Annotated in this window: 19 protein-coding genes; 6 read left to right on the top strand and 13 right to left on the bottom strand. The window is 53.3% G+C overall.

The window, feature by feature from the left end:
* The first annotated feature begins 23 nt into the window (after positions 1 to 23).
* From QFZ34_RS14010 to QFZ34_RS14000, 3 genes are read left to right on the top strand one after another with little or no spacing between them, the layout of a single operon-like run.
* The gene (locus QFZ34_RS14010; RefSeq protein WP_115054738.1) at positions 24 to 392 is read left to right on the top strand and encodes an ArsR/SmtB family transcription factor; all 369 of its coding nucleotides are present in this window, start codon (positions 24 to 26) and stop codon (positions 390 to 392) included.
* 1 nt (position 393) lies between these two features.
* On the top strand, positions 394 to 939 hold the full coding sequence (locus QFZ34_RS14005; protein ID WP_307282047.1) for an SRPBCC family protein: 546 nt from the start codon (positions 394 to 396) through the stop codon (positions 937 to 939).
* A gap of 26 nt (positions 940 to 965) precedes the next feature.
* A complete protein-coding gene (locus QFZ34_RS14000) occupies positions 966 to 1,331 on the top strand; it encodes a VOC family protein (protein WP_307282045.1) in 366 nt (121 codons plus the stop codon).
* Positions 1,332 to 1,348: 17 nt separating this feature from the next.
* On the opposite strand, the gene QFZ34_RS13995 is transcribed toward QFZ34_RS14000, so the two are convergent.
* The 5 genes from QFZ34_RS13995 to ubiE form a co-directional block, all read right to left on the bottom strand.
* Positions 1,349 to 1,885, bottom strand: a complete 537-nt coding sequence (locus tag QFZ34_RS13995; RefSeq protein WP_307282043.1) for a GNAT family N-acetyltransferase — start codon at positions 1,883 to 1,885, stop codon at positions 1,349 to 1,351.
* A gap of 15 nt (positions 1,886 to 1,900) precedes the next feature.
* Positions 1,901 to 2,413, bottom strand: coding sequence for a GNAT family N-acetyltransferase (locus tag QFZ34_RS13990; RefSeq protein ID WP_307282040.1), 513 nt, complete (start codon positions 2,411 to 2,413; stop codon positions 1,901 to 1,903).
* The gene (gene coaBC / locus QFZ34_RS13985; RefSeq protein ID WP_307282037.1) at positions 2,410 to 3,798 is read right to left on the bottom strand and encodes a bifunctional phosphopantothenoylcysteine decarboxylase/phosphopantothenate--cysteine ligase CoaBC; all 1,389 of its coding nucleotides are present in this window, start codon (positions 3,796 to 3,798) and stop codon (positions 2,410 to 2,412) included. Before coaBC ends, QFZ34_RS13990 begins: the two co-directional genes overlap by 4 nt.
* A 68-nt stretch (positions 3,799 to 3,866) precedes the next feature.
* Positions 3,867 to 5,444, bottom strand: coding sequence for a 2-polyprenylphenol 6-hydroxylase (gene ubiB, locus QFZ34_RS13980; RefSeq protein WP_307282035.1), 1,578 nt, complete (start codon positions 5,442 to 5,444; stop codon positions 3,867 to 3,869).
* Between the two features lie 7 nt (positions 5,445 to 5,451).
* Entirely contained in the window at positions 5,452 to 6,228 is a 777-nt protein-coding gene (gene ubiE / locus QFZ34_RS13975; protein WP_115054731.1) for a bifunctional demethylmenaquinone methyltransferase/2-methoxy-6-polyprenyl-1,4-benzoquinol methylase UbiE, read from the bottom strand.
* 159 nt (positions 6,229 to 6,387) lie between these two features.
* Here ubiE and upp point away from each other — a divergent pair, with 159 nt between their 5' ends.
* Positions 6,388 to 7,014: a uracil phosphoribosyltransferase gene (upp, locus tag QFZ34_RS13970; RefSeq protein ID WP_115054730.1), complete on the top strand. Its 627-nt coding sequence runs from the start codon at positions 6,388 to 6,390 to the stop codon at positions 7,012 to 7,014.
* On the opposite strand, the gene deoA is transcribed toward upp, so the two are convergent.
* The 7 genes from deoA to QFZ34_RS13935 are packed head-to-tail and all read right to left on the bottom strand — an operon-like array spanning position 7,015 to position 13,729.
* Positions 7,015 to 8,331 (bottom strand): thymidine phosphorylase, encoded by a 1,317-nt coding sequence (gene deoA / locus QFZ34_RS13965; RefSeq protein WP_307282027.1) that lies wholly within the window; start codon positions 8,329 to 8,331, stop codon positions 7,015 to 7,017. It lies immediately after the preceding gene.
* 3 nt (positions 8,332 to 8,334) lie between these two features.
* Positions 8,335 to 9,135: a purine-nucleoside phosphorylase gene (locus QFZ34_RS13960; RefSeq protein ID WP_307282024.1), complete on the bottom strand. Its 801-nt coding sequence runs from the start codon at positions 9,133 to 9,135 to the stop codon at positions 8,335 to 8,337.
* The gene (locus QFZ34_RS13955; RefSeq protein WP_307282021.1) at positions 9,132 to 9,536 is read right to left on the bottom strand and encodes a cytidine deaminase; all 405 of its coding nucleotides are present in this window, start codon (positions 9,534 to 9,536) and stop codon (positions 9,132 to 9,134) included. Before QFZ34_RS13955 ends, QFZ34_RS13960 begins: the two co-directional genes overlap by 4 nt.
* Positions 9,537 to 9,538: 2 nt before the next feature.
* A complete protein-coding gene (locus QFZ34_RS13950) occupies positions 9,539 to 10,510 on the bottom strand; it encodes an ABC transporter permease (protein ID WP_115054726.1) in 972 nt (323 codons plus the stop codon).
* Positions 10,510 to 11,652: an ABC transporter permease gene (locus QFZ34_RS13945; RefSeq protein WP_307282018.1), complete on the bottom strand. Its 1,143-nt coding sequence runs from the start codon at positions 11,650 to 11,652 to the stop codon at positions 10,510 to 10,512. The genes QFZ34_RS13950 and QFZ34_RS13945 overlap by 1 nt, the downstream gene beginning before the upstream one ends.
* The gene (locus QFZ34_RS13940; RefSeq protein WP_115054724.1) at positions 11,649 to 12,200 is read right to left on the bottom strand and encodes a cysteine hydrolase family protein; all 552 of its coding nucleotides are present in this window, start codon (positions 12,198 to 12,200) and stop codon (positions 11,649 to 11,651) included. The genes QFZ34_RS13945 and QFZ34_RS13940 overlap by 4 nt, the downstream gene beginning before the upstream one ends.
* Positions 12,197 to 13,729 carry an ABC transporter ATP-binding protein gene (locus tag QFZ34_RS13935; protein WP_307282014.1) on the bottom strand — a complete coding sequence of 511 codons (1,533 nt, stop codon included), beginning with the start codon at positions 13,727 to 13,729 and terminating at the stop codon, positions 12,197 to 12,199. The genes QFZ34_RS13940 and QFZ34_RS13935 overlap by 4 nt, the downstream gene beginning before the upstream one ends.
* 190 nt (positions 13,730 to 13,919) lie before the next feature.
* On the opposite strand from QFZ34_RS13935, the gene QFZ34_RS13930 reads away from it, so the two are divergent.
* Together QFZ34_RS13930 and QFZ34_RS13925 are read left to right on the top strand one after the other, a co-directional pair.
* Positions 13,920 to 14,132: a SlyX family protein gene (locus tag QFZ34_RS13930; protein ID WP_115054722.1), complete on the top strand. Its 213-nt coding sequence runs from the start codon at positions 13,920 to 13,922 to the stop codon at positions 14,130 to 14,132.
* Positions 14,133 to 14,609, top strand: a complete 477-nt coding sequence (locus QFZ34_RS13925; protein ID WP_115054721.1) for a GNAT family N-acetyltransferase — start codon at positions 14,133 to 14,135, stop codon at positions 14,607 to 14,609.
* A gap of 32 nt (positions 14,610 to 14,641) precedes the next feature.
* Here the strand turns inward: QFZ34_RS13925 and QFZ34_RS13920 are convergent, their stop codons facing one another.
* Entirely contained in the window at positions 14,642 to 15,649 is a 1,008-nt protein-coding gene (locus QFZ34_RS13920) for a BMP family lipoprotein (RefSeq protein ID WP_115054720.1), read from the bottom strand.
* Positions 15,650 to 15,822: the final 173 nt, after the last annotated feature.

The raw sequence follows: 15,822 nt of genomic DNA, 5'->3' as shown, positions 1-15,822 counted from the left end.
TTATTGCCGTGATACTAAACCACATGGTTGAATTTCATACATCACATCTCGACGCCGTATTTCATGCGCTTTCCGACCCGACACGGCGGGCGATATTGCAGCGACTTACAGCGGGCGAACATTCTGTCAGCGATCTGGCAACGCCCTTTCAGATGTCCCTGGCAGGGGCATCGAAACATATCAAGGTTCTGGAGAGTGCCGGCCTCGTTCGACGGCGCATCGAAGGCAGAACCCATATCTGCCAACTTGAAGCTGCCAAGCTCGCGCAGGCGCAACAATGGTTGAGCACTTATGAGAAATTCTGGACCGCAAGGCTTGATGATCTAGAAGCTATCCTACGTCAGGAAGATGCCGCAGCATCAAAGTCTGCAACCGGGAAAGGAGGAGAATGAAATGAACGAGCACCTTGGAAATAATACCCTCGGCGTCGTCACTGCACCGGGAACCGTTTGTATCAAACGGGTGCTGCCGGGTCCCGTCGAGCGGGTGTGGGCTTATCTGACTGAATCGGACAAGAGGCGTAAATGGCTGGCGAGAGGGCCCATCTCCAGCTTCGTCGGAGGCGATGTGGAACTGACCTTTCACCATTCAGAACTATCGCAAGATCCCGTACCCGAGGAATACAAGAAATATGAGGGTCATACGAATAAGGGGAAAGTGACACGCTATGATCCTCCGCATATCCTCAGTTACACATGGCCTGATGGGCCAAACGAACCTTCGGAGGTGACATTCGAACTTGCCGCCCTGGGGACTGATACGCAACTGACGATTACACATACACGCCTTGCAAGCAGAAATTCCATGGTCAGCGTAGCGGCTGGCTGGCACGTCCATCTCGCGGTGCTGATTGCCCATATGGAAGGGCGGCAGGTCAAGGATTTCTGGGAAAACCACAGTCGTATTGAGCCGGAATACCAGCAGCTCATTGGCAATTGAACAAGCATCTTATGGGAGAGAAAATCATGAGACCTTCTTATGAGGGAAGCCACAATATTGCGATGAAGGTTCCCCCTCATCAGTATGAGGCAACAGTCGCATTCTACAGGGACATCATCGGTTTGGAGCCACTGACGAACCATCTGCCCTATGTGGGCTTTCATTTCGGATCAAATCAGCTTTGGATCGACAAGGCACCCGGTCTCAGCCAGTCCGAGCTTTGGCTGGAAATCGCAGCTGACAATGTCGGCGCTGCCGCCGGAGATCTTGCTGAGGCAGGTATCGTGCGTTGCGACGAAATCGAAGAATTGCCGGAAGGGCACAAGGATTTCTGGATCACCAGCCCTTGCCAGATCATTCATCATGTGTCGCAAAAGGGCGAAGGCTGGTAGCTAGAGCAAAATTTTCTCTAGCGTTCAAACAGCCTTTCATGCAGCCAGACGGGCTCACCTGTATAAGTGGTTTCCGCGATTTTGCGGAAGCCATTTTTCTCGGCAATCCGGCGCGAAGCGATATTGTCCGGCGAGATGATGCAGCGTGTGCTTGTGGCCTTGAAGAAACCCGTTCCCCAATGAAGCATCTTTTCCAGCGCTTCATTGCCATAACCCTTGCCGTGAATCTCTTGCGATAATACCCATCCCATCTCCGGCGTGTCCCCGAAGGGTGGCTCGATTTCTCTGTTGAAATTGGCAAAGCCGACATCGCCAATATAACGACCGGTCGCCTTCTCTTCCAAGGCCCAGAAACCATAGCCAATCGCATGCCACATGCCGATATATTGCAGCAGACGTCCCCATGAGCGCTCGCGCGTGGACGGCTGCCCCGAGATATATTGATAGACTGCGGGCTGGGTCCAAACTTCATGCAGCACTTCGAAATCATCCTCGCGATGACCACGCAGGATCAACCGTTCGGTTTCAAGAACTGGGACGGAAATTTTGGTCATGCTCAATTCCAATAACTAAAAAACTTTTACCAGAACATCGTTGGCATGACGTTCACTTTCAAGCACAAAATCCACCGTGCCGATCTTTTGAAACAACTTACGTTGGTAAAACCTGTAAGCCGGCAAATTCTGCTGATTCACCGTGAGCCATGCCTGGCGATGGTCATGCGATTGACATGCTTCAACGGCGTGATTGAGCAGGGCGCTTCCAATGCCGCAACCAGCGAAATGTTCCTGTACATAAAGCGTCTCTATTTCCGGCTGGCCGATATGACGAATTGGACATTCCGCTTCAAGATTGAGCCGGACATATCCAACGAGGTGATTTTCCACCTCTGCCACGTAGAGCTGTTTTATTCGGCTTTCTATTTCTCCGGCAAAACGTTCAGCAGTAAACTCTGCAAAGACATAGCGCGAGAAAACGTCCCGGATACCCGCCTTGGCATATGTGTGCAGCCATACTTGAATGGAGAGCGCGGCGAGATTTTGCGCATCGGAATGCAAAGCTTCGCGAATGACAATCTTCATGCTTCAAGCTGCTGCAGAGCCGTGGCGATCTTCTGAGCAAGACGCTCCGCAACTTCCTCCTTGCTCATGTCCGGCCATTCTTCAACGCCTGTATGGGTCACGATGCGCACGGCATTCCGGTCGCCTCCCATAACGCCCTTGGTGTGACTTACATCATTGGCAACGATCCAATCGGCGCCTTTCTTGTCGAGTTTTTTTTGCGCATTAATCAGCAAATCCTGCGTTTCCGCTGCAAAGCCGATGACCAGCCGCGGGCGCAGTTTGCTATGCCCTACTCCTGCCAGAATATCCGGATTTTCCACCATCTGCAGGGCGGGTGCTTTTTCGCCCGGGTGTTTCTTTATCTTTTCATTCGCTTCATTCGCATATCGCCAGTCTGCGACTGCAGCCACCATCACGGCAGCATCCGCAGGCAGAAGCTGCTCGACCGCATCACGCATCTCACGGGCGGATTCCACATGAATCACTGAGACACCTTCGGGATCCGGAATATTGACCGGGCCGGATACCAGCCGCACCGTCGCACCAAGGCGCGCAAGAGCTGCGGCAATCGCATGCCCTTGCTTGCCCGACGAACGGTTGGCGATATAGCGCACCGGATCAATTGGCTCATGCGTCGGGCCGGACGTCATTATGATAGTCTTCCCGGATAGTGGCTTTGGCGTGCGGTCGAGTAGTTTTTCGATGGCACCAACGATTTCCATCGGTTCCGCCATTCGCCCTGCGCCACTCTCGCCGCTTTCTGCCATTTCGCCCCTGTTGGGGCCGATGAAACGGATGCCATCCTTTTCCAATGTGGCGCGATTGCGCCTGGTCGCAGCGTGATTCCACATCTTCGGGTTCATTGCCGGGGCAATCAGCACGGGCTTGTCCGTCGCCAATAAGACGGCACTGGCAAGATCATTCGCCAGACCATTTGCCATCTTCCCCATAAGATCAGCCGTTGCCGGAGCCACAACAATCAAATCGGCCTCGCGCGACAGGCGGATATGGCCGACATCGTGCTCGTCTTCCCTGGAGAAAAGCTCGGTGAATACCTTATCGGCGGCCAGAGCGCCCACGGCCAGAGGCGTTACGAATTCTTCGGCAACCTTGGTCAATATGGGGCGAATTTTAGCGCCGCGTTCCCGCAGGCGCCTGATAAGATCAAGACACTTATAAGCCGCTATGCCGCCGCCTATGATCAGAAGAATACGCCGCCCCGCAAGCGATCCTGAAGCGGTTGAAAGAGCATGTGGCAAAGTCGCTGGAGTTGGCGGCTCATTGTCAAGTTCACCAAGAACAAGCCGGACTTCTTCTTCCATTGAGCGCCCATTCAAGGCCGCGCGAAGTCGCAATCTTTCCTTGGTGGCGTCATCCAGATTTCGGATCGTTATGCTGGCCATTTGATTGCACTCCACAAGAGAACGATTGCAAATGTGCAATCATTGCAATCAACTTAGCGCAAATTCTGTTAAGATAAAAGCTCGTAGGTTATAATGACGAAGCAAATTGCAATCACCCAGAGGGCAATTCGGCCTGATCGTGTGTGCCGCGCTTCGGCCTTGCCGATGGCATGGGCCGTCTGATCATCAAACCGCAAACCCTTTTCGGCCATGCGATCCAGTTCAAGCGACAACCTGTCAGCGCGAGCCACCAGATCAGGTGCTTGACGCGCCAGATGCAACAGGGACAACGCACCCTCGCGCGCGTCAACAAGAATACCTTGCGGACCCAGATTACGTTTGATCCAGTCGCCAACGACAGGCTCGGACGCTTTCCACATGTTGAAATGCGGATCGAGCGTACGTGACACACCCTCGACAACAACCATGGTCTTCTGGAGCATAACCAATTCAGGGCGCGTTTCCATGTCGAAAAGTTCCGTTACCTCAAACAGCAAAGTAAGGAGCTTGGCCATTGAAATGGTTTCGGCAGGCTGGCCATGAATGGGCTCGCCTATCGCACGGATCGCTTGGGCAAAGCTTGCAACATCATGATGATGTGGCACGTAGCCAGCCTCGAAATGCACTTCTGCTACACGCACATAATCGCGCGTAATAAAGCCATAGAGTATCTCGGCAAGAAACCGGCGCTCTTTTTTGCCGAGGCGGCCGGTAATACCGAAATCCACAGCAACGATGTTGCCGTCAGCATCGACAAACAGATTACCCGGATGCATGTCCGCATGGAAAAACCCATCACGCAGTGTATGACGCAGGAATGACTGGATCAGTGTTTCGGCGAGCTTGATGAGATTGTGGCCAGCGGCGCGCAACCCTTCAATGTCCGACATTTTGACCCCGTCGATCCACTCAAGCGTCAGCACGTCGCGCCCTGTACGCTCCCAATCGACGGCTGGCACCCGGAAGCCCGGATCATCTTTCGTGTTTTCACCAATTTCTGAAAGAGCCGCGGCCTCAAGGCGCAGATCCATTTCAATACGTGTGGTCTGCGCCAAGGTGCGCGTTACTTCGATGGGCCGCAAACGGCGGCTTGCCGGAACGTAACGTTCCTGCCAGCGGGCAACCAGAAAGAAGCTCTCAAGATCATTGTTAAAACGTTGCCGAACACCTGGACGCACAACCTTGACGGCAACCTTTTTGCTTCCTTCACTGGTTTTCACATAAGCAGGATGCACTTGGGCAATAGACGCCGCAGCAATGGGTGGCTCAACATTGACAAAGAGATCGTCGACCGAGCGGCCCAACGATCCCTCAATCGCTTTGATCGAGGCCTCCATCGGAAAGTAGTCGAGCTGGTCCTGCAACAGGGCCAGATCATCGGCGACCTCAGTCCCGACGACATCGGGGCGGGTTGCCAGGAACTGGCCCAATTTTACGTAGGATGGCCCAAGCTTGTTGATGGCCCGGGACATGCGCTCCGAGCGGCGCGCCGTCAGCGCACGGCGGCGAGCGAGAAGGCCTGCAATCTTGTGCCCAAACGCGGGAATACCGCTCAAACCATCAGCGGGAAGTGCGGCTATTACGCCCTCACGGGTCAATATCCACCCGGCTCGCATCAAGCGAAATGTTGCTGCAAAACTACTCATTCAGAAATCACAACTTCCAGCCGGAATGCAGCGCCGCGATGCCGCCGGTGAAATTGCGCCAGCTAACCCGTTCAAAGCCCGCCTTTCGGATCATGTCAGCAAAATCCGACTGTCGCGGAAACTTGCGAATGGACTCCACCAAATACTGATAGCTGTCGGCATCACCTGTTACGGCCTTGCCGATCTTTGGAATGGCATTGAAGGACCAGGCATCATAAAGCTTGTCCAGAACAGGCAGTTCAACTTCGGAAAACTCAAGGCAAAGGAAGCGCCCGCCTGGTTTTAACACGCGATATGCTTCAGACAGGGCGCGATCAATATGCGGGACATTTCGAATGCCGAATGCGATTGTATAGGCATCGAACCTGTTGCTTTCAAACGGAAGCTCTTCCGCATTGGCTTCAACGAATTCGGTATTTTCGGCGAGGCCTTTTTTGGCAGCTCGGTCTTGACCAACCCCAAGCATGGAGCCGTTAATATCCAATACCGTCGCATGAGCATTGCGCCCGGATGCCTCCACAATCTTGAACGCAACATCTCCCGTGCCACCGGCGACGTCCAGCACCTTCCAATTTGCGGTTTTCGACGGGGACAGCCATGCAATCATCGAGTCTTTCCAGACCCTGTGCAGACCGCCTGACATAAGGTCGTTCATGACATCGTAGCGCTTGGCTACCCTATGAAAGACGTCATTGACCCGGGTCTGTTTTTCGCCGTCGCTCACATCCTGAAAGCCGAAGGATGTTTCCATGCCACCCTGTGCACCGGTGCGTTGCTGGTTCATTTTCTTACCTGCCTGTATAATTCGCCGGAACCATAGAATATTGAGACGCAGAAGACCATCGCCTGTTGCGCGACAAAACTGTGCGTCTCCAGCACACACGCTTTGCGGTCACGCTCATCAACAGATAAGGTCGGGCAAGTTCAGTTTAAAGGAATCCCCATGGGCGTGACCATCGTTTCCCACCCGCTTGTTCAGCACAAGCTAACTATCATGCGCGACAAGGACACCTCCACCGCCGGATTTCGACGGTTGCTGAAGGAAATATCCCTGCTGCTTTGCTACGAAGTAACCCGCGATCTGCAACTGACAAATATCACGATACAGACTCCGCTGGTGGAAATGGAGTCGCCGGTCATAGAAGGCAAGAAGCTGGTCTTTGCATCGATCCTGCGGGCAGGCAATGGTTTGCTTGAGGGCATGCTGGACCTTGTGCCTGCGGCACGCGTTGCACATATCGGACTATACCGCGATCACGATACGTTGCAGCCAGTTGAATATTATTTCAAGGCACCGGAAGATATCGTCAACCGCCTCATCATTGTCGTTGACCCCATGCTTGCAACGGCCAATTCGGCAATTGTCGCAATTCAGAAATTGAAAGATCGCGGCGCCAGCAATATCCGCTTCCTTTGCCTGTTAGCGGCGCCAGAAGGAATCAAGCGCTTTACCGAAGCCCATCCGGATGTGCCAGTTTTTACCGCTGCCATAGACAGCCACCTCAATGAAAAAGGCTATATCGTTCCGGGGCTCGGCGATGCTGGCGACCGCATGTACGGCACGAAGTAATTACGCGCCAATGCGGCGCAGGACCGGGTTGACTGTTCGGGGCTTGCGATCCGTAAAACCATAAGCTTTTTCGATAGCAAGCGCCGCAGTCTTCGCATCATCCTGCGTGCGGGCATGGACCCGCGCAACTGGCTCACCCTTCTCCATTTTAGCACCGATGGGTTGTAGCGCTGTGATCCCGACAGCGTGGTCAACGGGGTCTTGCGGTCTGATACGGCCACCACCCAGCGCCACGACTGTGATGCCAATGGCACGGGTATCAATGGATGCAACATAACTGGCAACAGGCGCACTTACTTCGACTGTGATGGGCGCGCTCGGCAGATAATGACCGAGCTTTTCGATAAAGTCGCTCGGCCCGCCTAGACCAGCAACCATGCGTCCGAACACTTCTGCAGCCTTGCCGCTGTTGAGTGCTTCCCGCGTCTTGTCTATTGCGGCCTTCAGATTTGGCGCAAGCCGTGCAGATAAGAGCATTTCTCCAACGAGTGCCAGTGTGACACTTTCCAATCGGGTATCGCGACGATCACCCGTCAGGAAATCAACAGCATTTTTGACTTCAACCGCATTACCAGCGGCCAAAGCAAGCGGCTCATTCATGTCAGTCAAAAGCGCTGTCGTTGGCAGGCCTGCGCCGTTTGCCACCTCGACTATACTGGTTGCCAAGGCCACCGCGTCGCGGTTTCGGGCCATAAACGCACCATTGCCGGATTTCACGTCAAGGACGAGCGCATTCAACCCTGCAGAAAGTTTCTTCGATAGTATCGAAGCCGTTATCAGCGGAATGGATTCCACCGTCGCTGTAACGTCCCGGATGGAATAAAGCCGCTTGTCCGCCGGTGCAAGATTGGCGGTCTGGCCAATAATGGCGCACCCGACTTCCCGCACAACTTTCCGGAACAGAGTGTTATCCGGCTGGCTGATATAACCGGGGATCGAATCCATCTTGTCCAACGTCCCGCCTGTATGACCGAGACCTCTTCCCGATATCATCGGGACATAGGCGCCGCAGGCAACTGCGAGTGGTGCCAACATCAAGGACACATTGTCCCCAACGCCGCCGGTTGAATGTTTGTCAACAACGGGGCCGGGTAAATCCGACCAATCCAGCACATCCCCTGAATCGCGCATGGCGAGGGTGAGTGCCACTGCCTCCTCGCGTTTCATGCCGTTGAAAAAAACAGCCATAGCGAAGGCCGCAACCTGACCATCGGTAATGGAACCTGCGCTCATGGCATTGACGAAGGCGGTGATATTGGCTGCACTCAGTGTCTCGCCATCGCGCTTGCGGCGGATAATTTCTTGCGGCAGCTCCATTGGCTAACCTATTTCCTGAATAAGAGAGTGGAGGATCTTCTGCAAACGCGCACCACCCTGCGGAGCAACATCCTTGGTCTCTTCATGCGACAGTTCCGCCCCGGTCATTCCAGCACCGAAATTTGTGATGACTGAACAGGCCGCCACGCGCAATCCATAAAACCGCGCGAGAATGACCTCCGGCACTGTCGACATGCCCACAGCATCTGCACCAAGAGTCCTTGCCATACGAATCTCTGCAGGCGTTTCGAATGATGGCCCCGAGAACCACATATAAACACCTTGCGCCAATTTCTCGCCAACTTCACTGGCAGCAATGATCAGGGCATCTTTCAATTGCTGATCATAGGCTGTTGTCATGCCGACAAAACGTTTGTCAGACGGCTCACCTATCAGCGGATTCAGCCCTGAATAATTAATATGGTCGTCTATAAGCATCACACTGCCCGGTGCCAAATCATGACGTATCGAGCCCGCTGCATTGGTTAGAATAATGCTCTCAATGCCTATTTCAGCAAGCGCCGCAATTACCGGGCGCATAACAGAGGCATCACCCTTTTCGTAATAATGCGCCCGCCCTGCGAGCATCAGGATCGGCTTGCCCGAAAGATAACCGGCAACCACCTCGCCCGCATGGCCTGAAACGCCACTGTGCGGGAAACCGGGCAAATCCGAATAGGGAATATGGATCGCATTCTCGACAGCATCAACCAGCGATCCGAGGCCGGAGCCGAGCACCAAAGCAATACGAGGGGCAAGACCGTTCAGTTTTTGAATGAGCGTGGTCGTGGCTGGCGAAATCATGCAGCACCTTTGCCAAGCACTTCCGCTTCAAAACCGAAGGGGAATATTTCTTTCATCGTCAGGGTTTGAATGATCCCGTCATTGTCGCAAAGATGGAGCAGCGTATCGGGGCTAGCAAACTCGGCCAACCGTTGGCGGCACCCGCCACAGGGTGTGCACTTTGCCTTCTTCTCGGCCACGACAGCGATCTCGGTAATCGTGCCTCCACCACCCATCACAAAATGCGAAAGCGCAGTTGTTTCGGCGCACCAGCCTTCCGGATAGGAAACCACTTCAATATTGCACCCCGAATAGATACGCCCGTCACTGGTCCGCAGTGCGGCGCCCACCGGAAATTGCGAATAAGGCGAATGGGTTTTCTGCATGGCGGCGAATGCCGCGTCAAACAAGTCCGTACTCATAGCTATCTTTCCTTGACATAGGCAACACCGCCAGCTTTTGGCGGAATTGCCTTGCCGATGAATCCGGCAAGCAGAATTATCGTAAGAATATAGGGCAGCGCCTGCATGAGTTGCACCGGCACCTCACCGATCAACGGCAGAGTCTGGCCCTGAAGACGGATGCCCAACGCGTCGAGGAACCCGAATAGGAGGCAGGCATACATTGCCTGGACTGGACGCCACTTTGCGAAAATCAAAGCGGCAAGGGCAATATAGCCTTTGCCTGCGGTCATATCCTTCACGAAGCCAGCGCCTTGCGCTGTGGCGAGATAGGCACCGGCAACACCACACAGAATTCCGCAGCAAATGACCGCGCGATAGCGCAGCCACGGAACTGAAATACCCGCTGTGTCAACGGCCGCCGGATTTTCACCCACAGCGCGCAAACGCAGGCCAAAACGTGTGCGATAAAGCACCCACCATGTCAAAGGCACCAGCAGGAAAGCAAGATAAACGAGGATGGAATGGCCGGATATGAGTTCAAAATAGATCGGTCCGATGATCGGAATCTCACGCAAAGTTTCGGCGCCGGGCAGATTGATCGCATTGAACCGCGCAGTGTTCGGCAAAGACGGAGTCCGTCCCCCCTGATGAAACCATGCCTGTCCAAGAATAACTGTCGTTCCCGCTGCAATGAAGTTTATTGCAACGCCCGAGACGATCTGATTTCCCCTGTGGGTGATGGAGGCAAAGCCGTGCACCAGGCCTAAAGCCACCGACACGGCAATGGCAGCTAAAAGGCCAAGACCAGCAGAACCGTACCATGTTGCAACAGCGCCCGCTGCAAAAGCACCGGCCAGCATTTTGCCTTCAAGGCCGATGTCGAAGATGCCAGCACGTTCGGAATAGAGTCCCGCCAGACAGGCGAGCAGCAAGGGAGCCGACAGGCGGATCGTCGAATCGAACAATTGCAGGATGGTGATGAAGCTTTCCATTACTGGCCACCTCCAGCAATAATGGGCGCTGTCTGGTCTTTTTTAAGTGAAAAGCCATGGAAAATGCGCTGCAAGGTTGGCCGGAACATGTGTTCGAGTGCTCCAGCGAAAAGAATGACCAGACCTTGAATAATCACGATCATGTCGCGTGAAATATTTGGCATATCGAAAGCGATTTCAGCGCCGCCCTGATAGAGCATACCGAAAAGGATTGCCGCCAGCACAATACCGACCGGATGGGAACGACCCATGAGCGCAACGGCAATGCCTACGAAACCAGCCCCCGCAACAAAATCAAGCTGCAGGCGGTGCTGCGCTCCCATGATCGGATTGAGTGCCATCATACCGGCCAAGGCGCCTGAAATCATCATGGCGATGATGATGATACGCATCTCGCTTATGCCGGCATATCGAGCCGCCTTCGGGCTAAAGCCCATTGTGCGGATTTCATATCCAAGCTTTGTCCGCCAGATCAGTACCCACACCAGAAACGCTGCAATGAGGGATACGAGAAAACTGAGATTGAGTGGTGCGGAACGCATGTTGAGACCCACAGCGTTCAACAACCATCCAAGGCTTGGCAATTGCCCACCCTCTCCAAAAACACGCGTTTCCGGCGATTGGATGTTCATTGGCTTGAGAATTTGCACCACGATATAGACCATGATGCTGGCCGCTATGAAGTTGAACATGATGGTGGTAATAACAACATGCGAACCACGGCGCGCTTGTAGCCACGCGGGAATGAGCGCCCACAAGGCACCGGCTATGCCGGAAGCCACAATTGCCAATGGAAAGACGATCCACCATGGCAGGGTATCGCCGAGGCCAAGACCGACGAAAGCAACGCCGAGACCACCAATATAGGCTTGGCCCTCGCCGCCAATATTGAAGAGGCCGCAGTGGAAGGCAACTGCAACGCAAAGCCCGGTAAAGATGAAATTGGTTGCGTAGTAGAGCGTATATCCAACGCCGTCGCCTGTGCCAAAAGCACCCTTAACCATAAGAACCGCAGCTTCGATCGGGCTTTCACCAACGAGCAAGACGACAAGACCTGCCACGAAGAAAGCGACGATGAGATTGATCAGCGGCAGAAGTCCATAATCTGCCCAAGCGGGTAGTTTTGCAAAAGGCTGGCTCATGGCAGGTTTCCGATAATTTCTGTCGATGTCGTGATACGGGCATATTCGCCTTCAAGCACAGAGAGCGCTAAGGCATGCACGTCTTCGGCGACCCATTTTTTGCCCCGGTAGTCTTTGCGATCAATGCTCGCGACAGCATCTTCCGGAACAATCACCTCGAAACCGAGATTGGCAGCCATTCGAACCGTCGCATCAACGGAATTTTCCAGAAGCACGCCCGTGACCACCAGGCTGCGCGCCTGCAATTCATCGAGAACATCCATCAAATCAGTACCAATGAACGCATTGTTTGTGCGTTTGTCGATGACTGGCTCGCCCATCTGCGGGGCAACCTCATCTTTAAATTCATTGCCATGGGTGCCGGGGCGGTACGGCGATGCAGGATCGGTTGAATCATGACGGATGTGGATGACGGGCAGACGGCGTTCACGCCAAGCGCCGAGTAATTCACCTATACGCGCCTCTGCTTCAGGCTGGCCTCGACGCCCCCATTTGGGATCATCAATAGCATTCTGGACATCTATAATAATGAGCGCCTGCGTTGTCATTCAGCGGCCTCCAGCTGTTCGACGCCGGCCATGAGGCAGCCGAGCTCGCCTTCGTCAGCTTCAGCATCCCGCTCTCCAACGATGCGGCCGGCGAACATAACGAGGATACGATCCGACAAAGAACGGATTTCGTCGAGTTCCACGGAAACAAGCAGGACCGCCTTGCCCGCATCACGCATTTGAATAATCCGCTTGTGAATGAACTCGATTGCACCAACATCCACGCCGCGTGTCGGCTGGCCGATAATCAGGACACCCGGATCACGCTCAATCTCCCGGGCGAGTACGATTTTCTGCTGATTGCCTCCGGAAAAATTTGCGGTCTTGAGATTGGGGTCACCCGGACGAATGTCGTATTTCTCTATTTTCTTGCGCGCATCTGCTTTGATCGCATCAATATCAAGGAACGGTCCTTTGAGATAAAGCGGATCATCGTGATATCCCAGGATCGAATTTTCATATTCCTCGAATGCGAGGACGAGCCCCATATGGTGGCGGTCCTCTGGCACATGCGCTAATCCGCGATCGCGCAACTCACCCGGATCGGCAGCACCTGTAATATCGATAAGCTGTCCGTCAAGGAGAACGCGGCCTGATACTGCAGCGCGAATTCCGGCAATTGTTTCAATCAACTGTGATTGTCCATTGCCAGCCACCCCAGCGATGCCGACGATCTCACCCGCCCGCACAGTGAACGAGGCATTGTCGACCATGACCACGCCACGACTATCGCGCACGGTCAGATTTTCCACCGATAGTTTCACTTCGCCAGGCTGTGCCTCGCCCTTCTGGACACGCAACAAAACACGCCGTCCCACCATGAGTTCAGCCAGTTCTTCCACCGAAGTTTCGCTGGTTTTTCTTGTCGCTACTACTGCACCTTGGCGCATGACGGATACGTTGTCCGTTGCGGCCATGATTTCGCGTAATTTATGCGTGATCAGGATAATGGTCTTGCCCTGATCCCTCAATTGCTCGAGAATCCGGAAAAGATGGTCTGCTTCGGGCGGCGTGAGAACGCCGGTCGGTTCATCAAGAACGAGAATTTCGGCACCGCGATAGAGTGCCTTGAGAATCTCTACGCGTTGCTGCAGCCCAACAGGCAACTCTTCAATCAGGGCATCGGGATCCACGTCGAGTTCATATTCCTGCTCGAGACGCTTCAATTCAGCACGGGCTTTGGCAATACCGTTCTTCAGAAGCGGTGCGCCCTCTACACCGAGCATCACATTTTCAAGGACGGTGAAATTTTCAACAAGCATGAAATGCTGATGCACCATACCAATGCCCATTCCGATTGCAGCATTCGGATCGGTGATCTTGGTCGTTTTTCCATTGATGCGAATTTCGCCACTGTCCGCCTGATAAAATCCATAAAGAATGGACATCAGGGTCGATTTTCCGGCACCGTTTTCACCGATGATGCCGTGAATCGTCCCTTTCTCAATTGTCAGATGAATATCGCGATTTGCGTGGACGGAGCCGAAACGTTTGTCCACGCCAATAAGTTCGATTGCAGCTGCGCTCATATCCCCATCCGCTGTTGATCAGCTCTTGTTGTTTTTCGAAGCTTACGACCCTAACACGGGAATTTTTTCTTTCCAGTCAAGAAAAGCAACATTCAACAGCCGCTATCATCTCTTCATACCTTGACGCAATGGCCATCAACTTGTTCAAATATCAAAACGCGGGACAGAAAAAGAAGCAACGGAGACGGGAATGACAGCCGAAAGCAATGACCGCCTTACTCGGCTTGAAATTCTGGTAACCGAGCAAGAACATACGATTGACGAACTCTCTGGTCAGCTAACCGAACAATGGAAAACTATTGAGGCAATGCGGCGCAAGCTGGACGCCCTGACAGATCGTTTTCTTGTCTTGGAAGAGCAGACCTCCGAAGATACGCCCGTAACCAAACCCCCTCATTATTAAATGATGACAAAAGTAGAGTTGCTCGAAAACCACCCCGAACTCGTGCCATTATGTGCGCGCTGGAATTATATAACGTGGGGCCGTGACGGCGGCCGCAGCCGGGAAGAAATCATTGATAGCTTCCTTGGTTTTCTTAATTCTGAAAGTCGCCAGAAAGCACTTGTCGGCTTTGTGTCCGGCTTGCCCGTGGGCCTGTCATTGCTCATCGACAACGATCTTGAAACGCATCCTCATCTGCAGCCTTGGCTCGCAAGCCTGTATGTTACGCCGGAAATGCGCTTGATCGGCGTTGGCAAGGCCATGGTAGAAGCAACGGAAAAGATTGCACAACAGCAAGGCCATCAGCAGCTTTATCTCTATACGTCTGAGACCGGCTACTATGAACGTATAGGCTGGCAAAAAATAGAAGAGCTAGACGGTGAGAATGCCGGAATGTGGATAATGAAAAAGCCATTAAAAAAGCCGCCGATGATCTGACCGGCGGCTTTTTTCAACTTTGATGCGTCGTTTTATTTGTACGGGCAAGCATTATCTGAAAAATAGCTGTGCACCTTCACCTTGCCGGAGATGATATCGGCCTTGGCGGCTTCGACAGCTGCCTTGATATCATCCGTCAGAAGCTTGGCATTGTTCTCGTCGGCAGCATAGTCAACACCGCCTTCTTTGACGCCGAGATAGCTCACACCGGCAGTAAATTTACCGTCGGCACCATCCTTGAAGGCGTTATAGGTGGCGACATCAACACGCTTGAGCATCGAGGTCAGAACCTTGCCCGGATGCAGCCCGTTCTGGTTGGAATCAACACCAATGCTTAGCTTGTCGGCATCGGCTGCCGCCTGAAGAACGCCAATACCAGTGCCACCCGCTGCGGCGAAAATGACATCAGAACCCTGATCCATCTGTGATTTGGCGATCTCGCCACCTTTTGACGGATCATTCCAGGCAGCCGGCGTATCACCGGTCATGTTCTGGATGACCTTGGCATCCGCATTCGTCGCTTTAACGCCGCCTACATAGCCACAGGCAAAATTACGGATCAACGGAACGTCCATTCCGCCAATAAAGCTGACAGTACCAGTCTTGGAAGCTTTGGCAGCTATGACGCCGACGAGATAGGAACCTTCATTGTCGTTGAATATGACCGAACGAACATTGGGCTGTTTAACTTCAGCATCGATAATAACAAATTTAGTATCGGGGAATTCCGTGGAAACCTTTTCAATCGCGGCAGCAGCGGAAAAGCCTGCAATGACGATCGGCGAATTGCCGTCCGATGCGAATTTGCGCAGCGCTTGTTCGCGCTGAGCTTCGTTCTGGATTTCGAATTCGCGATATTTCACGCCGGAATCAGCTGCATATTTTTCAGCGCCATTGAATGCAGCTTCGTTGAATGATTTATCGAATTTGCCGCCCAGATCATAAATCAAAGCGGGTTTGTCGTCCGCAGCGTTCGCTGCTCCAAGTGATATCAGGGGCAATGCCGTAGCAGCCAGGAGACCAAGAACAATACGCTTCATTTTATAGCAACCCTCTGGATTTTGTTTGAGGACACAACTTTCCGCTGTGCCCTAGACCATTGCGGCGAGGCATTCAACCCGCCGCACCTACGTCAATCTTGCATGCCATTAAGCAAAATTCACGCGGAATTTTGCCAAGTGATCAAAATTCAGATCGAAACCCGTTTTACCCA

Source organism: Phyllobacterium ifriqiyense (genome assembly GCF_030817885.1).
In the GTDB taxonomy this organism is placed as follows: domain Bacteria; phylum Pseudomonadota; class Alphaproteobacteria; order Rhizobiales; family Rhizobiaceae; genus Phyllobacterium; species Phyllobacterium ifriqiyense.
Note: the sequence above shows the minus strand (reverse complement) of the source record. Positions and strands in the feature narration are given on the sequence as shown.

What these genes read in the sequence shown, in the direction of transcription:
- QFZ34_RS13960 (WP_307282024.1), bottom strand. Translation starts at nt 9,135, where the DNA reads ATGATTTCGCCAGCCACGACCACGCTCATTCAAAAACTGAACGGTCTT.
- QFZ34_RS13920 (WP_115054720.1), bottom strand. Translation starts at nt 15,649, where the DNA reads ATGAAGCGTATTGTTCTTGGTCTCCTGGCTGCTACGGCATTGCCCCTG.
- deoA (WP_307282027.1), bottom strand. Translation starts at nt 8,331, where the DNA reads ATGGAGCTGCCGCAAGAAATTATCCGCCGCAAGCGCGATGGCGAGACA.
- QFZ34_RS13955 (WP_307282021.1), bottom strand. Translation starts at nt 9,536, where the DNA reads ATGAGTACGGACTTGTTTGACGCGGCATTCGCCGCCATGCAGAAAACC.
- QFZ34_RS13990 (WP_307282040.1), bottom strand. Translation starts at nt 2,413, where the DNA reads ATGAAGATTGTCATTCGCGAAGCTTTGCATTCCGATGCGCAAAATCTC.
- QFZ34_RS13930 (WP_115054722.1), top strand. Translation starts at nt 13,920, where the DNA reads ATGACAGCCGAAAGCAATGACCGCCTTACTCGGCTTGAAATTCTGGTA.
- QFZ34_RS14005 (WP_307282047.1), top strand. Translation starts at nt 394, where the DNA reads ATGAACGAGCACCTTGGAAATAATACCCTCGGCGTCGTCACTGCACCG.
- QFZ34_RS13940 (WP_115054724.1), bottom strand. Translation starts at nt 12,200, where the DNA reads ATGACAACGCAGGCGCTCATTATTATAGATGTCCAGAATGCTATTGAT.
- QFZ34_RS13935 (WP_307282014.1), bottom strand. Translation starts at nt 13,729, where the DNA reads ATGAGCGCAGCTGCAATCGAACTTATTGGCGTGGACAAACGTTTCGGC.
- QFZ34_RS13950 (WP_115054726.1), bottom strand. Translation starts at nt 10,510, where the DNA reads ATGGAAAGCTTCATCACCATCCTGCAATTGTTCGATTCGACGATCCGC.
- ubiE (WP_115054731.1), bottom strand. Translation starts at nt 6,228, where the DNA reads ATGAACCAGCAACGCACCGGTGCACAGGGTGGCATGGAAACATCCTTC.
- QFZ34_RS13925 (WP_115054721.1), top strand. Translation starts at nt 14,133, where the DNA reads ATGATGACAAAAGTAGAGTTGCTCGAAAACCACCCCGAACTCGTGCCA.
- QFZ34_RS13945 (WP_307282018.1), bottom strand. Translation starts at nt 11,652, where the DNA reads ATGAGCCAGCCTTTTGCAAAACTACCCGCTTGGGCAGATTATGGACTT.
- QFZ34_RS14010 (WP_115054738.1), top strand. Translation starts at nt 24, where the DNA reads ATGGTTGAATTTCATACATCACATCTCGACGCCGTATTTCATGCGCTT.
- upp (WP_115054730.1), top strand. Translation starts at nt 6,388, where the DNA reads ATGGGCGTGACCATCGTTTCCCACCCGCTTGTTCAGCACAAGCTAACT.
- QFZ34_RS13995 (WP_307282043.1), bottom strand. Translation starts at nt 1,885, where the DNA reads ATGACCAAAATTTCCGTCCCAGTTCTTGAAACCGAACGGTTGATCCTG.
- QFZ34_RS14000 (WP_307282045.1), top strand. Translation starts at nt 966, where the DNA reads ATGAGACCTTCTTATGAGGGAAGCCACAATATTGCGATGAAGGTTCCC.
- ubiB (WP_307282035.1), bottom strand. Translation starts at nt 5,444, where the DNA reads ATGAGTAGTTTTGCAGCAACATTTCGCTTGATGCGAGCCGGGTGGATA.
- coaBC (WP_307282037.1), bottom strand. Translation starts at nt 3,798, where the DNA reads ATGGCCAGCATAACGATCCGAAATCTGGATGACGCCACCAAGGAAAGA.